Raw genomic sequence first — 23,225 nt, 5'->3', positions numbered from 1 at the left:
TTGCGGATTCGTTGATTGTTTATTGATGTCTGAGTCTGTCTGTACGGTGTTCTCTTCCGCACCATGATTTCTATGCAGGCCTATGATCTAAATGTACATACTGGACTATTATATCTTATGGGTGCATTTATGTCCAAGGAGTACGGAAAGGTTTGTATGGCAGAAGACGATGTACGAAAAAGAGCTGAATGGACTACCCAAGCCGATGAGGTTATTATGGAATGGCTGCGAGGGGCAGGAATCCACTCATCATCTGCAATTGGCCATGCATTAAATGATATCTGTGATGGCATCGATTATAGTCGGCCACACATCTCTCGAAGGTGTAAAAACTTGAGTGAATATGGCCTTTTAGATAGAAATTACAAAAATTACAATCTAAATGAGCAGGGAGAACAGTTCCTTGACGGTGAATTAGATGCTTCAACGCTGGAAAAGACACAGTTGGATGATTAACTCACGGTCCGAACCCACAGTGAGAAGCCGTTGAACTGGTAGTGACTGGTATCTGTTTCGACGAGACCACGGTCTCGGAGTCGCTAGAGTACTCAATTGGCGATGTTTCGATAGTTGTCATCTGAGAAGGGGTTTGCGACGAATTCAAATGATATTACAGAAAGCCGGTTCCTACTCCAAATTAACCAACAGAACTTTGGATTGGGGACACGTGTTGGTTAACACGGGGATCGCTGATGTCCTACGAACCACCAACCCCACCGGCTGACCTCGCTACGGAGTTCGTTAACAGCCTCAACGAATCCTCCCCAGAACGGCTTCAGGACATTGCCCGCTACGCCGAAGCGTTGGCCGAACACAAGGAACGCGAAATTCGTCTCGAGGAAAAGTCTGATGAGGACGACATCGAGGACCGACCAGACGATCTTCCGGACGACGTTCCAGCAAAGGCGACGATCACGATCAAAGAGATCAACGACAATCGCTACTACTACTGGCAGTGGAGAGACGGGGACAAGGTAACCTCGAAGTACAAGGGCCCGGTTAACCCGGATGAATGAGTTCGACTGGGAAAAGACCCACACTACGTTTCTGTCGTAACTAATGATGAGTGAAGGGGAAAGAACGAGCAATCAGAACCGACTCATCGAGGATCTGAACGTCGTCCGCGAAACAGTCACTCGAAGACGGCTGTTCCTACAGGTTTCGATCGAGCCAGTCCAGAAATTGCTGGAAATCTTTCATCCCAGCTTGATCACCGATTCGCTTGAGCGTTCCCGTACTGATCTCGTCGTGACGGGGCACGACAACCGTTCGTGCATCTGAATCATGATCTTCGGGAGGGTTCCAGCGAAGAATGAAGTGGTCGCCATTAACGCGATCGACGTAGAACGGCCCATGGTTGACTAAGACGGTCATCACATCGTCGCCAGAATACGTACCCCTCGCCATCCTGAGTGTACTTACTTAAGCGCGTCTGGGAGTGTGTCTCCCGACTTGTTGTTTTCTGGGTTGATCCCAATCTCACGGAGTTCTTCGTTGGTTGGCTCCCGACCGTCTCCTTTATGGAGTTCAACGGCTTCGTCGAGGTTTTCCAATGCCTCTACGCGCGTCCCCCCCTGGCTGGTGACACCTGTTTCTTCGTCGGTTGCGACCCACCACTCATCTTCCTCGGTGAGCGTGATCCTCGTTCGGATTTCTGGGGCGTCTTTCCGATCGGTGTCGGTACTCATTAGATTCGTATACACGGAGCGGGTGGATAAGAGTTCGGTCACCTCACCTCAGTCTATGATGTCCCGGGCAGCAACCGATTCGTACCGTCAAGTGGCATCCTCCGCGCCCTGAAAGGCACGGCTTCCCGTACCGCAGGTGGGATATTTGCCGGTCTACGACTCGAGGACTTTGCTGCGTTCTGCGAACGAGAAAACGTCGATCACGTTGGGACCCTCGCATCGAACGATCTTCGAGAGTACGGCTTATACCTCCGTGAGAAGCACATCGACAACAGGATCGCCGGTTCGACGGCAAACAGCTACTTCACGTACGTCCGGGCATTCCGCATCTCTACTGATCGTTGCGAACGATTCTATGACACGCTCCAAGTTCCAAAACCCAACTCTCCCTTAAGTGCTTCTGGTCATAAGGTGAAGCTATGACGGGAAGTCGGGTTCTCTGGGTTCGCTACCAAGGTCGAATAGAGATATCGTAAGTCATGGTCCAAATCGCGAGACCTTCCGGTACATCCGCTTCCATCGTCGGAAGGCCGTTTTCGCAGACTTGATCCCGGCAAGCACTTCAGCGAGCGTCGAGGGTTCGGCTTCGGCGTCCGTAATCGCCGTCGGTGCAACTGCGTTCCTCGAGTGAACGGCGTCGTGACATGATTTACACACCGTGACGAGGTTCTCGAGGCGGTGAACCCCACCGCGTGACTTTGGAACGATATGGTGGGCGTGCAATTCGACGTCACCATACGGGCCGCCTCGGCGACGGCAGTTTTGACACTGGTGGTCGTCCCGGGCATACACTTGCCGTCGACGGCGATCCCAATCAGGCGGGTAGTCCTGTGTCGATTGGCGAACGACCCCCGCTGGAGTCTGGTTCTCTTCAACGGTGACAGGGGCATCGAGGACGTCCGCCAGATCGACGTCGTCGGGATCAACTGTCTCACCCTCAGTAGAGAGGTCCAGCTCGACGACATCCTGCAGGTCGTCAACACTCTCGAGGTCGGCAGGGTCGACACCGATCTCTTCAAGCAACTCACGAACTGTGGTGGAATCGTCGTCACCAACCTGTCCATCCTCGGCGTGAGCGCCGGTGGAACCGCTAGACGGTTCGTCGGTCATGGTCCTCTGGTTGCTTCACCGTTTACGATTTCTGTCGTCTTCATACACTCCCGGCATCCGTGTACGTCGCCGTCGTTATCGCCGAAAACTCGCTCAAATCGCGCCGTAACGTGTGATCCACAGTTTTGACATTCAGGCATGGTTGTCTTTCCAGACACTCGCAGTGTCCGCTTGTTCGAGTCGGTCGTCCTCCTCAGTGAAGTATTGTGATTATTTGTACATACAAGTAGCCCATCACGAATGGCTGCGCCAGCGTCGTCTCTCTGAGCAGATTGGTGGGTTACATTGGACACCTCTCGCCGCCATTATCTAGACAGTGTCGAACCTAGGATACAATGGGAAGGTACCTGAGGTACGACATTAGCAATGGATCTAATACTTGTTGGTATGACAGTCGAAAAGGAAGATTTTTCTACACCAATCCATAGGTTCTATCTGCGGATGACAGGGCTTAGCGAAGATGCGAAGACACACCTAGAACAGGCTCTCCAAGCGGAAGATTCCAGCGAGAAAGATTTCCACATCCGGAACGTTCTACAGGCTCACGTCGACACGGATGTGGATTTAGACGACTAGTTGCCTTCGCAAGCCCGCTCCATGTATTCCCTGTCTTCCAAGCAAATCCGACTAGAGTCAACTGTAACGACCTCGCCAGCATATTCGAACTGAACCACAACGTCAGAACCATTGCCTACCAGAGAATCCAAGGCATCCGGTTCTACAGATTCGTAAATTGGCTCCAATTCTTCGTGATGGACTCCTTTGTGGTCAGCAACAGCTTGGACAACAGCGATGGCTGTGGATTCGTCGCTGTCAATTTGGTATTTCATTGTGAGTGGGGAAAGTGGAGGATTCCCCCATCCCCCGGCGAAACTTATCGCGTGATAGGTATAACGGTGTCGGATAAATCAACTCTCCTACTATTTATGTACATATCAAACATAATGTCTAAAAAAGTGCTTTTGGCCATCTTACGTTGCCATTCGCACGATGACGAAGAAGACTGTGAAGGTGCGTGGTCGGAAGGGCACGGCAACGATGGATATCTCTATCCCTGCATCTGTGACCAGAGAACATGATATCGAGCGAGGAGATGTATTTGCAATTGAAACTGAAGAGGATAACAAGGGAAGGACGGTGCTGAAATACACTTGTGTCTATGATGGGGACTAGATCAGCGTTCTAATTCAGATCTAAAACAAAATTCCTCTGTTACGTACCGAGAAATATTGCGCCGCCGTCAACGCATTCCCCTAAATACCGAAGAGCGTGATTGTTTGTCGGGCAGTCGCGGAGACGTGTTTGAACTGTTATATGACGATTTATTTCAGTAGCTACTATATCCACCGTTAGAAAATCATCCAAAATCCTCTGCCACTCAAATCTGGCTCTGAATCAATTACGTCTCGCAGATCAGTGTTTTACGCTCGGTCGCCGTTATTACCAGATATGCCGTTCATCGTCAGTTGGCACACGCTTCTCGAGGAACTCGAGGATCTCCCCGACGATGCAGAGCTCGTCACACCGTTGTCACACAAACGGTTCCAGATCGGTGACATCCAAGAGCACCGTGTCATCATCGAATTCGCCGAGAGCAACGAGAAACGACCACTCCAACGAGAACAGTTCGAGACACTGTTCCAGCGGATCAAAGGCAGCGACGGACGATTCAATCTCGATCGGCTTCCACCCGACGGGGATCCATACCCTGCGGTACTCAGCCTTCATCCCCGCTTCGAGATCAACGAAGACGCCGGCGTGATCATCGAAACCGACGAACCGACTACCAGCTCCCGAGTTGATGCTGACTCGACTCCAGCGTCCACCGACCGTACCGAACCGGATCTGGATGTTTACGCTGATACGCTCCTCCTCGTTGATGCACTCGAGCGCTACGATGTAACAGCCCCTGAAGAACTGGAGACAGATACGCTCGTCAACCTCTATACGCTACTGTCGGACGTCCAGCGCAACGCGAACAACCTCCGCCAGACGGTCGCCGATGTGTTGCTGGGACGGCTCCATCACGATCGGCCTGTCAGCGGTCCCTACGGCTCCGTTCAACGGACGACACGTCGAAATCGGTCACTCAAAGACGACGACGAGGTCCTTGAGACGCTCGAAGACGCGGGCATCGATCGCGAGCGGGTGATGGGAGTCGATCGCAGCAAGGTCGATGACGCCCTGGAGGTCACAGAACTGTCCGAATCCGATGTCTACGAGGTCGACGAAAGCGAGTACGTTCGAAAGGCCGACGTCGACGAAGAAGTGAAAGAGACGCGCCTCCAGGGACTGAAAGACCAACTCGCCGCAACCGACGGTGACGAGGCGGAGGAACTTCGCGAAGAGATCGAAGATCTCGAGGATCGCATCGACGAACTCACGAGCTTCCGAACTGGCGCAGAAGTTGGAGAGTGAGTCCAACTGACTTTCCGGTAGATTGGAATATTCCGATGTCATCGATTGCACCCTCGTCGTTGCACCCCTGTAGCAGTAGTCTTGGATTTGAGAACGATTTTCAGATCCGTTCAATCAGCACTGTCTGTGACGAAATATAGCAGTTAAAATCAGGACTACTGCTAGACACTTCCAGTTCGACTTAGACTAAGTAAAGGTTATAACACTCCCATCAAGTGATAGGTATATCCAGATGACTCAGAAAACAATTGGACAGAACACTGGCCAATCTGGTCGAGTCAATTTATCCGGACCTGAACTTAAGAAATTTGATGCAGATATTGGCGACTCAATTAAGATCGACGTTGCTGAGTCGAAGGGTATCGCCAAGGCGATTATTGAGAACAGTTCGGAAAGCGAGTTCGTAATCGTGTCCAAACCAGAATCCGGGTTATCAATGGAGGACAACGATGAGTAGCGAGTGTCCTTCTCTCTTCGAGAATTGCCAGCCGCGAGACGATGTCTTAGATGGCTCGCTCCAGGAGGAACAGTTCGCCGCGAAACTCTCGACTGTCGTCCACAACCCTGAGAAAGCAGCACCGGTCTACCGAGACCCCGACTCATTTTACGATATGACCTACCCCACGGAGGGGCTCCGTACGCTGCTCTCCAATCTTACAGGCCGTTTCTTAGCGACGACAGAGTACAACCCGGAATCATATACTTCGAGTATTCTCTGTCTCGACACGCGATTCGGTGGTGGGAAAACGCATGACCTCATCGCTTCTTACCATCTTGCTGAGAACCCCGTAGATATTGATAATCTCTCTCACTACCTATTGGACGGTGACGAGGAGCTTGCGGCCGACTATCAAGATGCGGTGACAGAGGACCTCGACATCGCAACGGGAGTCTTCATCGGAACAAAGGCTGATAGCAAGGATGCCCGACACGCCGACGATGACCCGAATGCTCCGAACACTCGGACAATGTGGGGGGAGCTCGCGTACCAACTCTACGGACTCGAGGGCTACGAGTATCTCAAGGACTACGATCAAGACCAGGACGCTCCCGGTGAGGGGACGCTCTCGAAACTCTTCGCTCAATACGATCAGCCAGCTCTCATTCTGATCGACGAAATCGCCGACTACATGAACAAAGCCGCGGGCACACCTGTCGGCGACAAGACGCTCGCCGATCAGACGCTTTCGTTCGTGATGGCGCTCCTCGAAGCGGCTGCCGAATCAGAGCACGTTACGGTCGTCTACTCCATCGCGGATACGGCGTTTGGTGAGCAGGCTGACCGGGTTCGTGATGGAGTCCGTGATCACATAGAGGAGGTCAACGAGATCGGCCGGCGGCAGCACAAGACGGTCACGCCGACCGACGAAAACGAGATTGGACAGGTCCTCCAGCACCGACTCTTCTCGGAAGTCCCAGATAATGCCGCCCGCGAATCCGCTGACTCATACTTCCAATTCTATGACCAGGAAGACCGGCAGTATCCACAGGAAGCCACCGACGCTGGCTACGTGGATGTCCTTGCTCGCGAATACCCCTTCCATCCCTCCTTAATCGACGCTCTCACGGACAAGATCGATACTATCCCTCGGTTCCAGCGCACTCGTGACGCCCTCCGCTTACTTGCACGAGCTGTCTACTACCTCTGGAATCACCAGCCCGACAGTTACGACCGCCACTGGATTCGCATCTACGACCTCACAGTCGCTGATGACGATCCTGGCGGTGGGATTCAGACGATCCTTCGTGAGCGCCTATTCGACTTCGTGGATCTCGGTCCCGCAGTGACCGCCGACATTTACGACGACGATGGTACCGCTCACGCCCAGCTTGAGGACCGAAAATGGACCGAAAACGGCCTACCGCCTCTCGGTACCCATCTGACGACGACAGTTCTCTGGCACAGCCTCGCATACGGTGAACAAGCCGCAGGTCTAACTCACGCCGATCTGAACCTCGCTATCGGCCATCCCGATCTGAATTTTGACGACTACGATGCCGCACTATCCGCACTCCGGGGTGACGATATGGACGTCGCGTGTTACTTCCTCTACGAGGAAGAGCGGCTCCGGTTCAAGCAAGAACCAAACCTGATTCGGATAATCGACCAGCGGATCGAGTCTACCCCCGAAGCGAGCGCTCATTCGCGTTTCGAGAACCGCCTCACTTCGAAGGAAATCGGCGATGGTGGCTTCCAACCGGTGGAGTTCCCTGAATCGCCAGCGGACTTGCCAGATACACCGGATACGACGAAGCTCGCGGTGATGCATCCGGATACCGCTGCTGTCGAAGACGGCGGCGATACGCCGCCGAACCGGGTGACTCAGCTCTACGAGCAGCAAGCCGCAAAACACGACGGAGAGACGGAGACGCGAATCTACAAGAACTACGCTCTGTTCCTCGCCCCTGACGCTGATCGAATGGATGCTGCAATCGACGAGGCTCGGCGTCTCGAGGCTATAGAGGCCCTGCTTGATAGCCCTGAACAGAAAGCCGACCTCTCCTCGGAACAAATCGAGGAGCTCCGAGAACGGAGCGACGAGGCACAGCTGATGCTCGGAGAACTCGTTCGGAACGTCTACCGGCACCTCTACTATCCTGACCGGGATGGGCTTACCCACATCACCATTGGTGCGACCGAATCCAATGGCGGGACGACACTGGTCGATGCTGTCCAGACAACGCTCGAGGATAAGATCGTGAAACGCGACGCTGGCGCTCGTGGGTCCGCTCACGTGCAACAGAAACTCTGGCAGCAGACCCAGGACGCTATGTCCACCGAAGCGCTGGTCAACCAGTACGCGAAGAAACCGGGGCTGGACTACCTCTTCAGCACTAAACCTATTCGAGAGACTGTCTCCTCTCTCGTTAGCGACCATGGGTACGCATACTGGGATGGCGGGTCTGGGACAGCGTACTGGGCCGGGACGACAGAGCCGTCGACGTGGCCACACCCGGAACCGTTCGGGGAATCTCCCGATGTCGAGACCTCGATTCGGGACAGCGATGTCCAAATCGGGAGTTCCTTCGTCGTTTACCGAGATATCGACGCGCTCGTCGACGACCACCTCGATGAAATCGACCGGCCAGAACAGACGGTTGCAACCTGTGCTGAGTGTGGGGCGGAGGTTGAAAACCCAGAAGGCAGCGAACCCTACTACTGTGAGGAACACCAGTCCGATACGACCTGTAGTTCCTGTGGCAAAGAGGTCGCTAGCGAGCAGCTGCTGGACGAACGGGGTCGATGCCAGGAATGCCAACCTGAGGAATCCTGGGAGGCGAGCAAGAAGATGATGTCCGCTTCGCGGGCATTCTCGGAAGTCCGCCGAGATGCGGAATCGAAGGCCGGGACTGACCGGACGCCGCTGCTTGAAGAGGTAACCATCCAAGTCGGTGGGGAGGATCCCTTCCAGGCGGCCAAGTTCGTCAGTCAGCGCCCCGGATTCAAAGCCCGTGAGGACGCGGTGACGGTCCGAATGCAGTACGAAACGCGGACGGACGACGGGACGTACAGCGCGGAATTCACAGGCTCACCGAGCCGATTCCGGGACGTGATCGACCAGCCCGGCTCGTTCGGCGATGATCGAGAGACTATCCAGTTCCGCTTCCAGTTTGACGAGCCCGAACCGATTACTGACGAGGGCGACGACCTCTTGGCCGCACTCGACAACGATCTTGATGCGGGCAACATCGACGTCCGGGTCGAAGGGCGTGGCCCGATTCGGACGAGCTCGGAGGTGACGGTCTGATGGCGAGTCGCGGTTCGGAATTTGGGACCTCACCCGCCGAGGGAACAGAGGAGGATCGGCTGGTCCGCTACGGGACGAGTATGTTCGGTGGCCGCCCAACGTTCACGCTCGTCCGACGAGAGACAGACGGTGGCGGAGAGTGGACGCTCCACGAACTACTCCCTCGCGAACAGGCTGAAGCCCGCCGTGATCGCCTGGAGCGGGATGGTCGTTCGTTGAGTATCACACCAGTCGAGGATCTCGTCTCGGACATCGCTGGAGACGACCTCCTTTCCAAGTTCGATGGCTGGACGTGGGATGAGTGGGCCGGCGCAAAGGTCGCACGGCTTGACCCGACCCGCGTCCGTGCGCTTCAGGACGTCGTCCGGGAGGCGATCGAAGGCACGCCAGGAGATTCATCAAAAGTTCTCACTGGGGGATCTGGATTCGTGCTCCTACCCGAGACGGCAGGTGTCCGGCTTGCTGTTGCCTTCCGTGGCGTGAAGCCGATCCAGCGTATCGACCGGATGCGGTCGCTGGCTCGAGGCGTTGCACGGATGAGCGATGAGGAGTGTTACTACTGGTACGCGAAGTGTCGGTCTCCGTCGAGTCCGAACGGCGAAAAGGCCCTTCGAGTGTTGCTGACGGACCATATCAAGTGATTTTCCATGACTCAAAATAACCCTGATATCGATGAGCAATCCGAATTAGATCAGCTTGCTATTGAGGGGAAGCTCCCGCTCAAGGCAGTTGGAATCGAGAATCTAAAAGAGGCTAACCCCCAACATATGCCGCCTCACCGGTATCTCCATCCCTGGTTTGCGCGGCGACCAACTCCCGCCTCCCGACTTGCCGTCCTAGCTTCTGTCCTACCTTCGGGAGTTGATGCTGACGATCTGCTTCGGTGGATACAGATTGGCCCATCTCAAGGAACAGACGGCGAGAGTATTGTAGAATACGTCGCACGAAAGAAGAGTAATGAGGATGAACGGGATGGAACACTACAAGACCACTACGATTACCCCCGCCCATTCACTCAATCACCGAGTGAGAACGAACGAAATGAGATTCACCAACTTCTTCGGCAACAATGGGACGGAGAACTACCTACCGTTCTAGATCCAACAGCTGGTGGCGGTGTAATTCCATTTGAAGCACTCCGGTACGATCTCCCCACGATTGCAAACGAATTGAATCCCATCCCTTCGCTAATGCTCAAGGTTATGAATGAGTACGCGCCGAGGGTGGGTTCTCTGCAGAGCGAATTGAACCGATGGAGTGACAAAGTTGATGAGGTCGCTTCAGAGCGGCTTGATGAGTACTTCCCTAGTGAGAACGACCGCCGTAGTCCATCCCATTATGCTTGTACATATACCGTCACTTGTCCTGACTGTGGATTCGAAATACCTCTAGTGAAGAAGTGGTGGCTTCAGAAACAGTCGTCGACAAGCGGCGTTGCTTCCCGCCCGCGTCTAAATGAAGAAACGAAAAGTGTCGAGTACGACTGTGTACGGCTTCCTGATAAGGTATCGAAAAACGAGTTCAACCCTCAGAATGGCCCTCATTCCCGAAGTGGCGCAGAATGTCTGAATTGTCCTGTCGTGATGGAGTCAGATGATATCCGTACAGCGTTTAAGAATGGCGAGTATGACACGACAGTCTACGGTGTCAAGTATGTCAACGATGGCTCTGGCTCTGGATGGCGAGCTCCGACCAAGGAAGATTACAAAGCCTGTGAAAAAGCGTCTGAGCGTACGGAATCTGATTTCCGACTGAATACAATTCTCACTCAAGATCGGTACATCGGTGATGAGGATCGAGCTGGCCCGTACGGAGTCACTAAATGGCGAGATGCGTTTACTGATCGGCAACTCGTCACTCATTATGAGTATCTTCGAGCCTTTGAGGAAGTGGAAGACGAAATCCGCGAAAGCCACTCAGAGAAGGAGGCAGAAGCTATCCTCACGATTCTCTCTCTTGTATCCAGTAAGGCAATTGACCGAAATACACGGTTTGCACCACTCGACACTGGAAAAGGATACCCCGCAAATGCTCTTGGCGGGAAGCACTTCACACTCCAGTGGTCGTTCGTTGATAACAACCTGTGTGCAGGAAATCAATCATGGAAAGATAACTTCAATCGTGTCCGCGACTCCTACGAGGAGCTTGTGTCATATCTTCAAGATATCGAAGATCCCGAATCGGAGGTTCTAGTCGGTGACGCAGCCGACTTGGATATTGAAACTAACACCGTCCAAGCGGTTGTTATTGACCCGCCATACTACGACAGCATCATCTATTCCGAACTTTCGGACATTTGCTACGTTTGGTTGAAAGAATACCTTGGGGACACTTTCCCCGAGATGTTCACTGGTGAACTCTCAGATAAAGACGACGAGGCTGTGGCGAATGTCGCTGAATACAAGGAAGTCGCAGATAGCTCTAAGTCCAAACAGGAGTTCGCTTCTGAAGATTATGAAGATAAAATGGCAGGTATTTTTCAGGAACTCTACAGAGTGCTTGAGCCTGGTGGAGTAATGACCGTCATGTTCACGCATAAGGAGTCCAGCGCGTGGGATACTCTCACTAAATCACTTATCAGATCTGGATTCACTGTAACTTCGACACATCCCATCACGAGTGAAATGCCACAGAGGACCGATACCCGGGGTGGCGGGTCAGCCGACAGCACGTTACTCCTCACGGGCCGCAAACCCGTTGATGCGAATCAGCACGAGACGGACTCGATCCCGACCCTTTGGAGTGATGTTCGTACAGATACACGAGACGTTGCTAAGGATGCTGCCCGCGAACTCCTTAATTCGGGTCTTTCACTTACAAAAACGGACGTGATTATCTCTGCATTCGGGCCAACGTTGAAAGTCTACGCTGATGCCTATCCAGTTGTTGATGACCAAGATAATGAGGTTCCACCCCGCCGCGCTCTTGAAGAAGCCCGTGAAGCAGTGACACGGGTCCTTGTTGAGGAGTATCTTGAGGGTGAAGGACTCGGAGACTTGGACGACATTACAGAGTGGTATATTCTTTCCTGGCTGGTTCACGAGTCCGATACTTTCCATTACGATGATGGCCATCAGCTGGGCCTCGGTGTTGGTGTTGATATCGACGATATCAAACGCTCTACGAAAATCTGGGGGAAGAAACGTGGCGACATTCAGCTAAAGACCCACGACGACCGCGTCCAAGATATCATCCTCCCACCCGAAGAAAGGTCCAATCGGACGCCGGTGGACCCGGAAGCGCTATCCTACACTATCGCCCTCGATGCGGTTCACGCGGCGATGCACGTTTACGAGAAACAGGGCGAGGACGTCGCAATCGATTGGCTCAAAGAGCGCAACTTCGACACAGATGCAGGGTTCAAGGCAACACTGAAAGCCCTCCTGCAAGTTCTTCCCCAGCGGAGTTCAGAATGGGAAGCCGCTCGCGACCTCGCCATAGGCCGGACCCACGACGCGCTCGGCCTCGAGTTCACCCCGACCGATTTCGCTGATGTCTCAAAAGATAGGTCCGAACAGACTGAACTCGGTGACCACGCCTAGTTCGAAATCTCTCCAACATGACTAATCTACGTGACCGCGAGTGGCAGTCCATCTACGAGAGCAGGCCCGAGCAGGGACGCGCCCATCTCGTCAAGGACTTCTACGAGCCCGCACTGGAACGCAGCCAGCAATACGACCGGATTGCGGGCTACTTCTCCAGCACGGCACTCGCGGCTGCTGCCAACGGCATTCACGCCCTCGTCGAGAACGATGGTGAAATGCGACTCATCGTTGGCACCGAACTCTACGAGTCAGACCGTCCGGTTCTAGAGACGCTCACCGACCGCCTCGAGGAAAACCTCGAGGACCTCGATGACGAACGCCTGGATGCGAACCTCCGTATTCTCGCGCGTCTCCTCCGCGAGGGACGGATCCACATCAAGGTCGCCTATCCACGCTCTCCCTCTCACGACTGGGAGATCTTCCATCCGAAAGTTGGACTCTTCCACGATAGCGATGGAAACACGATTTCGTTCGAAGGCAGCGTCAACGAGACTGTCGGCGGCTGGGCTCGCAACTACGAGCGCTTCAAGGTTCACCGCTCGTGGGTTTCTGAGCAGGCGGACTACGTCACCGGCGACGAGGAGACCTTCGAGCGACTGTGGAGTGATGAACACCCCTTCGTCGAAGTGTATGATCTCCCCGATGCAATCGAAGAGGACATTATCGATTGGAAGGCCCCCGACACCGAGAACGATCTCCAGGAAGCGATTCAGATCGCGAATGGTACAGCTCCCCCGACGGAGCGCGACAAAGCGAACATCATTCAGGATGGACCGCTGTCGCCCGGTGGGCTCGCACTGGCCGAGGAAGCGAGCACGATCACGCCGTGGCCCCATCAACGAGTTGTCTCGGACACACTCGTCAATACGTATCCACAGAGCTTCCTGCTGTGTGACGAGGTGGGACTCGGGAAGACGATCGAGGCCGGCCTCACACTCTCCCGGCTTGGCCTTACTGGCGAGCTTGAAACTGGGCTGTTGCTGGTTCCGGCGAGTCTGCAGCGGCAGTGGCAGGAAGAGCTCTGGGAGAAGTTCAACATCAATGCCGTCCGGTTCGACCGGGACACAGCAGGCGATCACGTATTCCGGGACGTCCGCGGTCGCGACCACTATCCACCATCGGCAACGGACCTCGACCTAACCGGAGAGCGCGAATGGGCGGACAGCCCCATCTGGCGGTTCCTCTACGAACAACAGTCGACTGATACCGACGCAACGTCGCCGCTGGATGGGCCGACGGTCGTCATAATGTCGTGGCACACAGCTCGTCTCGACGACCGGTGGGATCAGGTCGCTCCCTTAGACCGGGTATCCGACCGGTCTCGGGACGTCATCCCGGCAAGCTGTCGCGGACGTGACCACGATACGGAAGACCGGATGGGTGTGTGGGACGCCGTCATCGTCGACGAGGCGCACAACGCCCGGCGCGGCAGTAATTTCTACGCTCTTCTCGAACAGCTTCGCGACTATACGCACGCCTACTACCTCCTGACTGCTACCCCGATGCAATTGCACGCTGGCGAACTCTACGATCTGATGCAGTTGTTGGATCTTCCGGGTGGTTGGGATAACCGGGATATCTTCATGGAGTTCTTTGAAACCCGGGACGGGCTGTCGCAGGCCCTCAACGAGGTTCTCGACACCCCTAGTTCGGAGTCCGACGAGGCGGAGGCTTCCTGGAGCACGCAAGCCACGCTTGATGGATTGGAACACCAAGACCGGCTCCCGACGGATCGAACATTCTCCTCAAAAGTCTTCCAGCACCTTGCAGACGAACTCGATATCAATGAGGACGGACAGGACCGTGCCATCGCCAAAGAGCGTGTGCTGACCGCGTGCCGGCTTGCACGAGCCTATGGAGACGCCTACGACGGCTATCTTGACCACGTCGACGACGCGATGGCAGATTATGACATCGACCGCTTCGAGGCGAGCGAGGATACGAAACTCAAACGGCTCCTCTATCCTGAAGACGCCGACGAGTGGTTGATGGCGTCCCGCAGCGACCGACAGGACGCACTTGACGAACTTTCGCCGGGTGGTTGGCGAGTCATCCGCGATATTCTCGCGGAGTCTACACCCGTCGACGCGCTCATCCACCGGAATACACGGGATACACTCCGAAAGTACGAGGCGGTCGGTCTCCTCGATACGACCGTTCCGAACCGGAACCCGGAACAACGGAAAATCGAACTCACCGAGGAGACACGGGCGGTCTACGATCAGATCGACGAGTACACACGTGAGTTCTACAAGCGAGCCCAGCAGACTGACGAAGCCCAAACACGCGCCATCGGGTTCGTGATGACCACGTACCGGCAGCGACTCACGTCGAGTGTCTATGCAATCAGCCAGAGCCTGAAACACCGGCTTGAGACACTTCGGGCGCAACGGACCGTGCTTGCCGGTCGGGAGCGCGCTCGCGATCGGGATTATGGTGATGTGGAACAGGTCGTCCTCGAAACGCTACAAAACGCGGACCTCGACGACGGGGACGTTCTGGATGAACTCGACGCTAGTAGCGACGACTTGGACCTCTCTGAACTCATCCCGAGCGTGACTGAAGAGGGGAAACAGCTTATCGAGGAAGAAATCGAGGCTCTGGAAGCGTTCGTTAATGACTTAGACTTGGTTGATTCTGACCCGAAGATCCAGAAGCTGTACGACGACCTCGACGAACTGGACCGTGCTGGCCATAACCGGGTGATTGTCTTCACGCAGTACGCGGACACAATGGACTTCATCCGGGACAGTCTCGCGGATCTTCTCGGAGCGACTATTGCGACGTACTCCGGTCGTGGCGGCGAGCTGTATGACCCCGATTCTGAAATGTGGGAGCACGTCGGGAAAGAGCGCGTGAAGCGCGAATTCTCACGTGACGATGGGCAGGTCGATATCCTCGTCTGTACCGACTCCGCGAGTGAGGGTCTAAACCTTCAGGAATGTGGAGCGCTCATCAACTACGACTTGCCGTGGAACCCGATGAGGGTTGAACAGCGTATCGGTCGGATTGACCGCATCGGTCAACGGTTCGACGAGATTCGCATTCTCAACTACAGCTACGAGGATACGGTTGAGACGGACATCTATGATCGCCTTGACGACCGAATTGGTCTCTTCGAAAACGTCGTCGGTGAGATGCAACCCATACTCTCCGGCGTCAGCCAACAGATCCGGAATGCGACCTTGAACGCGGACAGCGGTGACGACCAGGCTGCGGTCGAATCAGCTGACCGTGAGTTCTCTGAAGAACTCGAAGAACGCGATCAGGGCGACCGCGTTGATGTTGGTGAGTCACTCGAGGACGTCGACGACCTCGTCGCTCAGGACGTCGTCGACGAAGCAAAACTTGATGCGTGGCAGTCCTACAGTCACCCAGATCTCGTCGATGTCGGCGAGGAGGAATACGAGTATGAACCTCCGTTCGAGACACCGAGTCTCCAGTCAGTGTTGGTCGATAACGACGCGCTTTCCGAGGCCGATGTCGAATTCACCCCGGTTCAGGAGATTGACTTCGAATACGATGATGAGGAGTTCGACTTTGCGGACAGTACATATCGTCTCTCAGTAGGTGACGCACCGATTGGGGTCCCAGCGGGGGATGGGGAACAGACGATTGCACAGGCTATTGCGACTGCCGCTGATGAAGTGGCAGTGACGTTCTCGGCTGTGTGTGCTGACGAGTTCCCATCGGTTCAGCATCTTGCGCCAGGCCATCCACTCCTAGGACAGCTCCTCACAGTACTGCAGGATGTGAGTGAGGAGCCGTCGCGATTCCAACAAAGAATCGTGACCCGACCCGATCAAGACCAGGAGCCAATAGTGTGTGCGTGGGGGCGGGACGGCGTGTTTACCCGGATTGCAGGCGATGGGACAGTGACTGAAAATGGACCGATGGATTCCCTTCCGACGTGGTGCGATCAATTCCTCGATAACCGAGAGAAGTCAACAAAGCAACCACAGTAGCTGGGTAGTTTTGTAAGCATGGACTTCCCAGATGAACCAATAGATGCCAAACACTGCTCTTGAAGCAAATCTCCGCGCTGTCGGGGACGGTGCGAGACTGGAACAGTTAGCTGTTGACTTGCTTGGTAGAGAAGGATACGATGTCGATCCAACCGGCGTGAGGGGTCCAGATGGAGGGAGAGATGCACTTCTTGAGCGCTTGGGAAAATCTGGCGTGCTCCACTGTAGCGTGACCTCGAGTAATATCGAGGAGAAGATTCGTTCAGATGCAGAGTCAGCTTCTGACTACCCGGAAGAGTTCGATTTCTTCATATTTGCGACCACCACGGAGATTGCCGGCGTCAAACGGGACCGATTAGAGAACGAATTGGCGGATACGTACGGCTGGCGCGTCCAGATCAAGGATTTTGCCCGATTGAGAAAAGATCTGATGGATGTCGACAACCACGATCTCGTACAAGAACATCTCCATGTCGACCCTCTGAATGCTCTTGATGATCCAGAACAGGATATCGACGAATTATATGAGGCCCAACTCGACCGATTACGGGATCGGCAGCCACGCCACGGTGAAATAGTAGATGAAGAACCGATTGTGGCTGTCCATGTCATTCCCGTTGAGTCGGTTTCGGATCCTCCTAGAATGATCGCAACCGATCTCCCTGACCCGCCAAAATTTCGCTCACGGTCGGCTGGTACCGAGGGTTTCGGTGATTTTGTGATTACGGCTCCTTATACGGAGTTGTCAGAAGGAGGATTTTCTGAATACGTCTGTTTAGACGGCAATGGATGGGTAGAAGCTGTGACAACCAAGCTGACTATGGAGCGGAAGGGAAGGCACGGGATAGCGTGGTTCATCGATAAGGAAATCGTCTCTCTAATGGATAGCCTCCGAGAAATGTACCAGACTGCGGGCATCTACCCGCCGTTGTACGTTTATATCACGATAATCGATGCAGAGAACTATCCGATTGAAAAACCGCAGTCAGTTTTCGGACCAGATACTACCCGTCCGATCAACGAGAATGTCTTCCAATTGAAGCGGGTGAAGATTGAAGATTTGGACTCTAACATCGCGTTGGCCCTCCGCGAACCACTTTATCAGCTCTGGAACCGTATTGGCTGGCGAAACGGTTCGATACACTATTCGAAAAATGAGGATGATTCTATTGAGTGGGATCCATATGAATCATAAACGAGCCTGTTGAGCCGCGTATCCATACAAATTCCAACGTGTCATAGAATACGTCTCACCATCTCTACCTAGCCGTTATGCAGTACGCATTTCGCGTGTACTCTGTGAATCTCGCCAGTCGTAGGTTTTATTCAAGAGAAGGACAGTGGACAATGGTTGTTGAGAACCATTGTATGACACGCTCTACATATCTATCAGGCTCTATTTCTGAATAAAGAAACTGTGCTACTATCTACTGCTACTTTGTGAATCAGGCGTCTTCAGACTCGTCATCACCACGGGCGAAACTCGCCTGACTCTCACTGGAACCATCACTGTCGGTTGTGGGACCTTCGATGAGTTCCTCGAAGTCATCCACTTTCTCATATTGATCTTGGTAGACCAACGCGGCTTTTCCGAGCGGTGCAATCTCGTACAGTCCAGATCGGTCAGCCGGTCCAATCTTTTCAACGAGCCCGTAGTCCTCGAGCACCGGCAGTCGGGTGTTGATGTTTTTGCGGGACTTCCCGGTGTGAGCGGCAAGGTTCGTCGCAACATTCCGTCCTTTGTCTTCCAGTCCTTCAAGGATGAGAAAGTCGGTTGGTTGACGTAGTTTCACGGGTAGTACTCTGTATTGAGAAGGTAGTTATGGTGACAAGTAATGCCTTTCGGCCAGTGAAACAGGAATCTCCCGCTGTACTGTCACGGTGTAGAAGATGTCGTGTAGGTATCTGATGAGAGTTTCTCAAGTTCTGTTTCGGCGGCTCGTTGAAGGTCTTCTTCAGCAGTTGGTCCTGGACTCGAGTCAGATGCCACAAGAGCAGCAGAGACCGCGTCTCGATCGGCTTCACACACCCGTTCAAGGGCATCTTCGGATATTTGGCTCTTCTCGTCGGAAACCTTATTTGGATACTTTGCTCGAGCAATTTTATTATCCAAGATCTGCTTTGGCATAGTTTCAATATCGAAATCGGCAGTCTCACAGAGTTTTGAGATCTGGTCAGCAGCGCGGTCGACCCAGTTATCCGGCGACGAATCACAGTCAGTTACTGCCGCAGATGAATCCGGGTCAAAGTTGGCGTATGCAACGATTTCTTCTGCTAACTCAGGTTGTTCTTCTGCAAGCCGAACAAGATTCAGTCGGAGGTCCTCACGCTTGGTTTTGACTGGGTAGTTATCAACAACAGCGGCAACAGTTCGACGTGCCGTTGCAGGTGAGACAGACTCATTCAAAATCTCCTCACAGACAGCTGATTTTTCGATTCCAATACGCCCGTTCGACGCTGCGGCTTGCTTCCCGAGCTCGAGAACGACGCGACGAGCACGGGCCTCTGGGTCGCCCTTGAGATACTCGACAGAAACCCAGCATTCCCACGGGTAGTCGTCCGGCCGATCTGGGAGTTCATCGACCGGCTTATAGAGCTTTGGTGTTTGTGGATGGCGACCAAGATTGAGCGTTTCAACGACTTGATTACGATATTTACGCATCGTTCGTTTCGTTGGTTCCCCGTCGCCAACAACTACTTCAATCGCTTCATCAAGGTCGTCACGACTGATTTGGTGACTTTCGCACGACATCTCGGTTTCGAGATAGTCGACAATCGCCTCGGTTTTTTCTTCGACTGTCCGCGGTTGTTTGTTGACACCATCCTGATCGTTGATGGTGTCCTCAGGGGGTTCATCCTCAGTATCATCGAGAGCAGTCGACAATCGATCAGCTAAATCGGCAACCCACTCATGGAAGGGGTTGGTTCGGTACTGACGGAGCGCACGTGCAAGTTCAACACCATACGAATTTTTCGACTCCGAAACTGCGTTTCGGAACCCGTCTTTTGAATAAGGGGCAATACGGACCCGGACTTCAGTTTTCGAGTCAGTAGTGAGGTCGTCACCCACCAAACTGTGTGGTATATCCGTTTCTTCTTCGGTGATGACGTCGTCGGCAAGAGTCTGTAGCTTCTTAACAGCGTCAGCAAAGCGGATATAGTCCTCTATTGCTTTCTCGACGTACCGGCCGAGAGAACCTTTGTACCCGCCAGTTACATCACGAACCCATTCTTTGAAGGGTTCCCATTCAGACGTCGGGACAAGCCAGCCAAGATGTTCCAGACCAGCACTCATGACGCAATCACCCCGGAAAGAACTTCGAAGAAACCACCCAAGATGGGTGATGTCAGATCATCATCACACACAGTATGGGAAGAAGGGTAAGGGGGTGTATTCCGTCGTGACGGAAGAAGCGAGTCGTGGCTAGATCGTGTTTCGGTTAGAGAGGTGCTCTCCCATGACTTTTCCCTCCAGCAACTTCCTATGGGGACGTTTGGAGCAGGCTTCATCACCGAAGAACCGCCCCGTACCTCACACAGGTTGGGTGGTGAGATACGCCAAACTATTGTTTTGGTATCTCCTCTATCGGTTAGAAGTTCAATTCCTGCTTCTAACCGACACTTAGATAGTGCTTTACTTCTAAAGTAAAGCCGTCGGCACAACGGGGATTCCCTTACCAAGAGTGTCCCGTTGATGTCGATGGATAGCTTCCTTTCCATTTCTGGTGTTAGTAGTACCGTCTGTCGCCGATCGATCGTATGTTCTGGTTGTCGGCAGGGAGTACTGTTGTTTTCCTATTCACACAAACTCCTATGAGATTACGTAATAATAAATAGTTCGGCGATGCAGATATACAACACATGGACTTAGATCGCCCCGCAGCATTGCTGACAGATGCACAACGAGAATATCTACGCGGTGAAAAGGAATTTAAGCGGCCTGTTCACGAGCGAAACCTCCGGTCACGGATTCGGGAGCGTCTTGTGGCAGCAACACACGATCTCACATTACTGTATAATGAGTTAGATCCAGAAGATCGAAAGATGGTGTATAGCGTTACGGGGTATGACTTAGCTGATCGTGTTGATGACGAACTTGAAAGGGATCCTGAGCTTGTTGGTGCAATTAGAAGTTCAATAGCGTTCTTTTATGAAGCCGCTCATGATTCTGGGAGAGATGCCGAATCAATCGTTGAAACGGCAGTTGGGCAGGTTGAACAGCGTCGTAACTCATCCACAATAGTTGATGTCAACCTCGAAGTCGAGAAGAGTCGGCTCGACTATCTTGCAGATCGCGGTCGCAGTAAAATGGAACAGATGGATGATCTTTCGAATGCCGAAGTGCGTGCGTTACTCGAAGCAGAAACGGAGGAGATCGATCCAGACGATGTTTCCATGTATCTCCGTAACAAATGGGAGTGGTCGATACATTCAGACGAGCAGACTGATGACTTTGACAACACTGAAGATGAAGACCGCTGAAATTCGTCGCGATTCCTGGTATCCCGTCACTGGTCCGGTCGGTATAATGAGTGACGGAAGTTATGGGCATGGGCTGAGATGGGCGAGTAATGGGAGGAGACCGGCGAGGCGATCTCGTTCGTCATCTGAGTGAGGCGGAGTTGGATCGTCTGCTGGACGAAGCAGACGATCCAAAGATAATCAAACGACTCACCTTTGTCAAACGTCTCTACAAGGGTGCAACGTACGAAGAAGCGGCCGACGACGTTGGGAAATCTGCGTCGACTGGAAGTCGCTGGGCACGTCGATGGAACGATGGCGGACTGGGTCAGTTGACACCGAACTTCGGGGGCGGAAGGCCCCCGAAGCTCGGTGACGAGGAACAAGAGCGTCTTCTAGAACGTCTCCGAGAGGGACAGCCTTGGAAAGCACAGGAAGTCCATCAGCTCTTAGACGAAGAGTTCGATGTTGAGTATCATCCGGATTACCTCGGTCGGTTCCTCCGGAATCTTGGACTATCTTACGCTAAACCACGTCCAAAACGCCCATCTCGGCCAGAAAACGCAGATGAAATCCTCGAAGAACGCGTCGCAGACGCGTTCGACGAGGAACCAGAGACAGCACATAACAAGCGTCCTGATGATGAGGACGAAGGCTGGGTCCTCGACGACGATATTTGTACAGATGGAGGAACTGTCGTCGGTTTTTGTGACGCTTCGCATCCGCAACCATACGACAATTCACATCGACTGTGGTACGTCGATGATCCGACACTGGAACGACCGCTGGTGAAGCTTGACGAACCAGCGGTCGGGTGCTATACGCTCAACGGGGAAAGTGTCCTGACGTTCCCTAAAGATCAATCGAAAGAGAACATCTGTGCCCTATTGGAGGAGGTCCGCGAGCAGAATCCGGGAACGCGGATTCTGCTCGTCTTGGATAACTTCTCGTCTCACATCTGTGAACACACGCGCAAGCGCGCACATCAACTCGGTATCGATCTCGTCTTTCTTCCGGTTGGCTCACCGAATCTCAACCCAATCGAGCAGGTCTGGAAAGTGCTCAAACGCAATGCCTCGCCAATCGTCGTGGCGAGCGAGAGCGCGTTCCGCACTCTCGCTCGCCGTCTCTTCAACACCCTTACTGATCGACTTGGATTTGCCAAGTCCTGGATCGACCAGTTCCTCAGTCCATATTTGCAAAAGTTATCTTGATCATTATACCGACACGAACCTCGCAGATGGGACGGGAAGTTCACATGAAAACCTCTTCGAAATCGTTAAAGAAAGCTTCTTTGACAGAAGATTCTAGCGACTCGAATTCGTCTTCATGGAATTTTCCGGCTCCCGCCCCGATGATGCCTGCGTGTTGTTCACCGAGAAAGATTAGGGCCTGCGTTGGTCTCACAGTAACTGTTGCTCCAGAGGCTGGAACATCTTCAACTGCGTATTCTTCTGTCGGGTCGCCATTAAGAACGATTGTCCAATCCCTCTCGTGTATTGTTGATGGAAATGTAGTCACAATTGGTTCATCGAGAGCCGTATCCTTGGTTGGAATGAACTCGCACAACTCAATAAACGAATTAACGGCTTTGGTCGCATCCATTTTGTTTTGCATCCGTACTGCTTCATTATAAATACTCACTCGCTCATATTATAGAGTTGATTATAGCTACGGTGTTTTTACGGTCACGCAATGACATCATATGGATTGTGCCGCTCACGAAACTCGAAACCGCCCTGACGAACGTGTACCCACAGGATTTAGAGAAACTCGCTGCTGACTTGCTCGCTGAGCGCGGGTATGATGTCGACCCGACCGGGACGAAAGGAACTGATGGAGGCGTCGATGCGTTGCTGTGCGACGGTGATCGAAACGGAATACTGCATGTTGCTCGAACACGCAGTGACCGAATCCGAGGGAAAGTCACTGATGACGCTTTGAAAGCTGCAGACCATGATCGAAAATACGACTTTTTCGTGTTTGTTACGACGGCAGATCCGTCCGGATCACTTCGCCGACGGTTAGAAGTGGAATTACAGGAGGAATATGGGTGGAAGGTCACGATTTGGGCGCGTGAGCAGCTTCGAAACGCATTAATGGCGAATCATCAACATCTTGCTCGGGAACATTTGAACGTTGAACCGAACGTCGAAGATAAAGAATACCAAGACGATGTCTTAGCACTCCGCAATAAGAGATTAGACTCAGTACCTCACAAAGTTCGGTACTGAAACCGCAACCTCAACGGTAAGCGACCGCCGCTGATCGTGAAGAGAGATGGTGAGT

The 23,225-nt window shown here is 53.4% G+C and carries 21 protein-coding genes; 13 read left to right on the top strand and 8 right to left on the bottom strand.

Features of this window, described 5'->3' with window-relative positions:
* Window positions 1–156 precede the first annotated feature (156 nt).
* Window positions 157–456 carry a phage repressor protein gene (locus GS429_RS05910; protein ID WP_141466395.1) on the top strand — a complete coding sequence of 100 codons (300 nt, stop codon included), beginning with the start codon at window positions 157–159 and terminating at the stop codon, window positions 454–456.
* 236 nt (window positions 457–692) lie between these two features.
* Window positions 693–1,016 (top strand): DUF6788 family protein, encoded by a 324-nt coding sequence (locus GS429_RS05905; RefSeq protein ID WP_141466394.1) that lies wholly within the window; start codon window positions 693–695, stop codon window positions 1,014–1,016.
* Between the two features lie 136 nt (window positions 1,017–1,152).
* On the opposite strand, the gene GS429_RS05900 is transcribed toward GS429_RS05905, so the two are convergent.
* The 5 genes from GS429_RS05900 to GS429_RS05885 form a co-directional block, all read right to left on the bottom strand.
* On the bottom strand, window positions 1,153–1,374 hold the full coding sequence (locus GS429_RS05900) for a type II toxin-antitoxin system HicA family toxin (RefSeq protein ID WP_235920744.1): 222 nt from the start codon (window positions 1,372–1,374) through the stop codon (window positions 1,153–1,155).
* 44 nt (window positions 1,375–1,418) lie between these two features.
* Window positions 1,419–1,688, bottom strand: a complete 270-nt coding sequence (locus GS429_RS05895) for a type II toxin-antitoxin system HicB family antitoxin (protein ID WP_160063640.1) — start codon at window positions 1,686–1,688, stop codon at window positions 1,419–1,421.
* 477 nt (window positions 1,689–2,165) lie between these two features.
* Window positions 2,166–2,798 carry an HNH endonuclease gene (locus GS429_RS05890; RefSeq protein WP_141466392.1) on the bottom strand — a complete coding sequence of 211 codons (633 nt, stop codon included), beginning with the start codon at window positions 2,796–2,798 and terminating at the stop codon, window positions 2,166–2,168.
* On the bottom strand, window positions 2,795–2,938 hold the full coding sequence (locus GS429_RS22590) for a DUF7563 family protein (RefSeq protein WP_425438187.1): 144 nt from the start codon (window positions 2,936–2,938) through the stop codon (window positions 2,795–2,797). Before GS429_RS22590 ends, GS429_RS05890 begins: the two co-directional genes overlap by 4 nt.
* Window positions 2,939–3,370: 432 nt before the next feature.
* Entirely contained in the window at window positions 3,371–3,628 is a 258-nt protein-coding gene (locus GS429_RS05885; protein ID WP_141466390.1) for a HalOD1 output domain-containing protein, read from the bottom strand.
* 160 nt (window positions 3,629–3,788) lie between these two features.
* Here GS429_RS05885 and GS429_RS05880 point away from each other — a divergent pair, with 160 nt between their 5' ends.
* The 8 genes from GS429_RS05880 to GS429_RS05845 all read left to right on the top strand — a co-directional run bounded on the left by GS429_RS05880 (window position 3,789) and on the right by GS429_RS05845 (window position 17,670).
* The gene (locus GS429_RS05880) at window positions 3,789–3,971 is read left to right on the top strand and encodes a hypothetical protein (protein WP_141466389.1); all 183 of its coding nucleotides are present in this window, start codon (window positions 3,789–3,791) and stop codon (window positions 3,969–3,971) included.
* Between the two features lie 276 nt (window positions 3,972–4,247).
* Window positions 4,248–5,216, top strand: a complete 969-nt coding sequence (locus GS429_RS05875) for a DUF7983 family protein (protein WP_160063638.1) — start codon at window positions 4,248–4,250, stop codon at window positions 5,214–5,216.
* A gap of 232 nt (window positions 5,217–5,448) precedes the next feature.
* Window positions 5,449–5,673, top strand: a complete 225-nt coding sequence (locus GS429_RS05870) for a hypothetical protein (protein WP_160063636.1) — start codon at window positions 5,449–5,451, stop codon at window positions 5,671–5,673.
* A gap of 511 nt (window positions 5,674–6,184) precedes the next feature.
* Window positions 6,185–8,965 (top strand): DUF499 domain-containing protein, encoded by a 2,781-nt coding sequence (locus GS429_RS05865; protein ID WP_160063634.1) that lies wholly within the window; start codon window positions 6,185–6,187, stop codon window positions 8,963–8,965.
* Window positions 8,965–9,606, top strand: coding sequence for a DUF7680 family protein (locus GS429_RS05860; RefSeq protein ID WP_160063632.1), 642 nt, complete (start codon window positions 8,965–8,967; stop codon window positions 9,604–9,606). Before GS429_RS05865 ends, GS429_RS05860 begins: the two co-directional genes overlap by 1 nt.
* 6 nt (window positions 9,607–9,612) lie before the next feature.
* Complete coding sequence (locus GS429_RS05855; RefSeq protein ID WP_160063630.1) at window positions 9,613–12,507, top strand: DUF1156 domain-containing protein; 2,895 nt, start codon at window positions 9,613–9,615, stop codon at window positions 12,505–12,507.
* A 17-nt stretch (window positions 12,508–12,524) separates the two neighbouring features.
* Window positions 12,525–16,475, top strand: coding sequence for a helicase-related protein (locus tag GS429_RS05850; RefSeq protein WP_160063628.1), 3,951 nt, complete (start codon window positions 12,525–12,527; stop codon window positions 16,473–16,475).
* 43 nt (window positions 16,476–16,518) lie between these two features.
* A complete protein-coding gene (locus tag GS429_RS05845; RefSeq protein WP_160063626.1) occupies window positions 16,519–17,670 on the top strand; it encodes a PDDEXK family nuclease in 1,152 nt (383 codons plus the stop codon).
* 250 nt (window positions 17,671–17,920) lie between these two features.
* On the opposite strand, the gene GS429_RS05840 is transcribed toward GS429_RS05845, so the two are convergent.
* The gene (locus GS429_RS05840) at window positions 17,921–18,268 is read right to left on the bottom strand and encodes a winged helix-turn-helix domain-containing protein (protein ID WP_328821264.1); all 348 of its coding nucleotides are present in this window, start codon (window positions 18,266–18,268) and stop codon (window positions 17,921–17,923) included.
* An 83-nt stretch (window positions 18,269–18,351) separates the two neighbouring features.
* The gene (locus tag GS429_RS05835) at window positions 18,352–19,770 is read right to left on the bottom strand and encodes a hypothetical protein (protein ID WP_160063624.1); all 1,419 of its coding nucleotides are present in this window, start codon (window positions 19,768–19,770) and stop codon (window positions 18,352–18,354) included.
* Window positions 19,771–20,336: 566 nt separating this feature from the next.
* Here GS429_RS05835 and GS429_RS05830 point away from each other — a divergent pair.
* Together GS429_RS05830 and GS429_RS05825 are read left to right on the top strand one after the other, a co-directional pair.
* Window positions 20,337–20,957, top strand: coding sequence for a DUF8102 family protein (locus tag GS429_RS05830; protein WP_483870090.1), 621 nt, complete (start codon window positions 20,337–20,339; stop codon window positions 20,955–20,957).
* A gap of 89 nt (window positions 20,958–21,046) precedes the next feature.
* The gene (locus GS429_RS05825) at window positions 21,047–22,150 is read left to right on the top strand and encodes an IS630 family transposase (protein WP_160063619.1); all 1,104 of its coding nucleotides are present in this window, start codon (window positions 21,047–21,049) and stop codon (window positions 22,148–22,150) included.
* A 40-nt stretch (window positions 22,151–22,190) separates the two neighbouring features.
* Here the strand turns inward: GS429_RS05825 and GS429_RS05820 are convergent, their stop codons facing one another.
* The gene (locus GS429_RS05820) at window positions 22,191–22,541 is read right to left on the bottom strand and encodes a hypothetical protein (protein ID WP_160063617.1); all 351 of its coding nucleotides are present in this window, start codon (window positions 22,539–22,541) and stop codon (window positions 22,191–22,193) included.
* A 71-nt stretch (window positions 22,542–22,612) separates the two neighbouring features.
* On the opposite strand from GS429_RS05820, the gene GS429_RS22585 reads away from it, so the two are divergent.
* Window positions 22,613–23,170, top strand: coding sequence for a restriction endonuclease (locus GS429_RS22585; RefSeq protein ID WP_425438183.1), 558 nt, complete (start codon window positions 22,613–22,615; stop codon window positions 23,168–23,170).
* Window positions 23,171–23,225 lie beyond the last annotated feature (55 nt).

The organism is Natronorubrum halalkaliphilum, assembly GCF_009834785.1.
In the GTDB taxonomy this organism is placed as follows: Archaea; Halobacteriota; Halobacteria; order Halobacteriales; family Natrialbaceae; genus Natronorubrum; species Natronorubrum halalkaliphilum.
This window is presented reverse-complemented; position numbering and strand designations above follow the sequence as displayed.

Excerpts from the sequence above, each read along its gene's own strand:
- GS429_RS05910 (WP_141466395.1), top strand. The coding sequence starts at position 157 with ATGGCAGAAGACGATGTACGAAAAAGAGCTGAATGGACTACCCAAGCC.
- GS429_RS05870 (WP_160063636.1), top strand. The coding sequence starts at position 5,449 with ATGACTCAGAAAACAATTGGACAGAACACTGGCCAATCTGGTCGAGTC.
- GS429_RS05885 (WP_141466390.1), bottom strand. The coding sequence starts at position 3,628 with ATGAAATACCAAATTGACAGCGACGAATCCACAGCCATCGCTGTTGTC.
- GS429_RS05825 (WP_160063619.1), top strand. The coding sequence starts at position 21,047 with ATGGGAGGAGACCGGCGAGGCGATCTCGTTCGTCATCTGAGTGAGGCG.
- GS429_RS22590 (WP_425438187.1), bottom strand. The coding sequence starts at position 2,938 with ATGCCTGAATGTCAAAACTGTGGATCACACGTTACGGCGCGATTTGAG.
- GS429_RS05835 (WP_160063624.1), bottom strand. The coding sequence starts at position 19,770 with ATGAGTGCTGGTCTGGAACATCTTGGCTGGCTTGTCCCGACGTCTGAA.
- GS429_RS05865 (WP_160063634.1), top strand. The coding sequence starts at position 6,185 with ATGTGGGGGGAGCTCGCGTACCAACTCTACGGACTCGAGGGCTACGAG.
- GS429_RS05860 (WP_160063632.1), top strand. The coding sequence starts at position 8,965 with ATGGCGAGTCGCGGTTCGGAATTTGGGACCTCACCCGCCGAGGGAACA.
- GS429_RS05895 (WP_160063640.1), bottom strand. The coding sequence starts at position 1,688 with ATGAGTACCGACACCGATCGGAAAGACGCCCCAGAAATCCGAACGAGG.
- GS429_RS05880 (WP_141466389.1), top strand. The coding sequence starts at position 3,789 with ATGACGAAGAAGACTGTGAAGGTGCGTGGTCGGAAGGGCACGGCAACG.
- GS429_RS05830 (WP_483870090.1), top strand. The coding sequence starts at position 20,337 with ATGGACTTAGATCGCCCCGCAGCATTGCTGACAGATGCACAACGAGAA.
- GS429_RS05850 (WP_160063628.1), top strand. The coding sequence starts at position 12,525 with ATGACTAATCTACGTGACCGCGAGTGGCAGTCCATCTACGAGAGCAGG.
- GS429_RS05820 (WP_160063617.1), bottom strand. The coding sequence starts at position 22,541 with ATGGATGCGACCAAAGCCGTTAATTCGTTTATTGAGTTGTGCGAGTTC.
- GS429_RS05900 (WP_235920744.1), bottom strand. The coding sequence starts at position 1,374 with ATGACCGTCTTAGTCAACCATGGGCCGTTCTACGTCGATCGCGTTAAT.
- GS429_RS05905 (WP_141466394.1), top strand. The coding sequence starts at position 693 with ATGTCCTACGAACCACCAACCCCACCGGCTGACCTCGCTACGGAGTTC.
- GS429_RS05875 (WP_160063638.1), top strand. The coding sequence starts at position 4,248 with ATGCCGTTCATCGTCAGTTGGCACACGCTTCTCGAGGAACTCGAGGAT.
- GS429_RS05845 (WP_160063626.1), top strand. The coding sequence starts at position 16,519 with ATGCCAAACACTGCTCTTGAAGCAAATCTCCGCGCTGTCGGGGACGGT.
- GS429_RS05855 (WP_160063630.1), top strand. The coding sequence starts at position 9,613 with ATGACTCAAAATAACCCTGATATCGATGAGCAATCCGAATTAGATCAG.
- GS429_RS05890 (WP_141466392.1), bottom strand. The coding sequence starts at position 2,798 with ATGACCGACGAACCGTCTAGCGGTTCCACCGGCGCTCACGCCGAGGAT.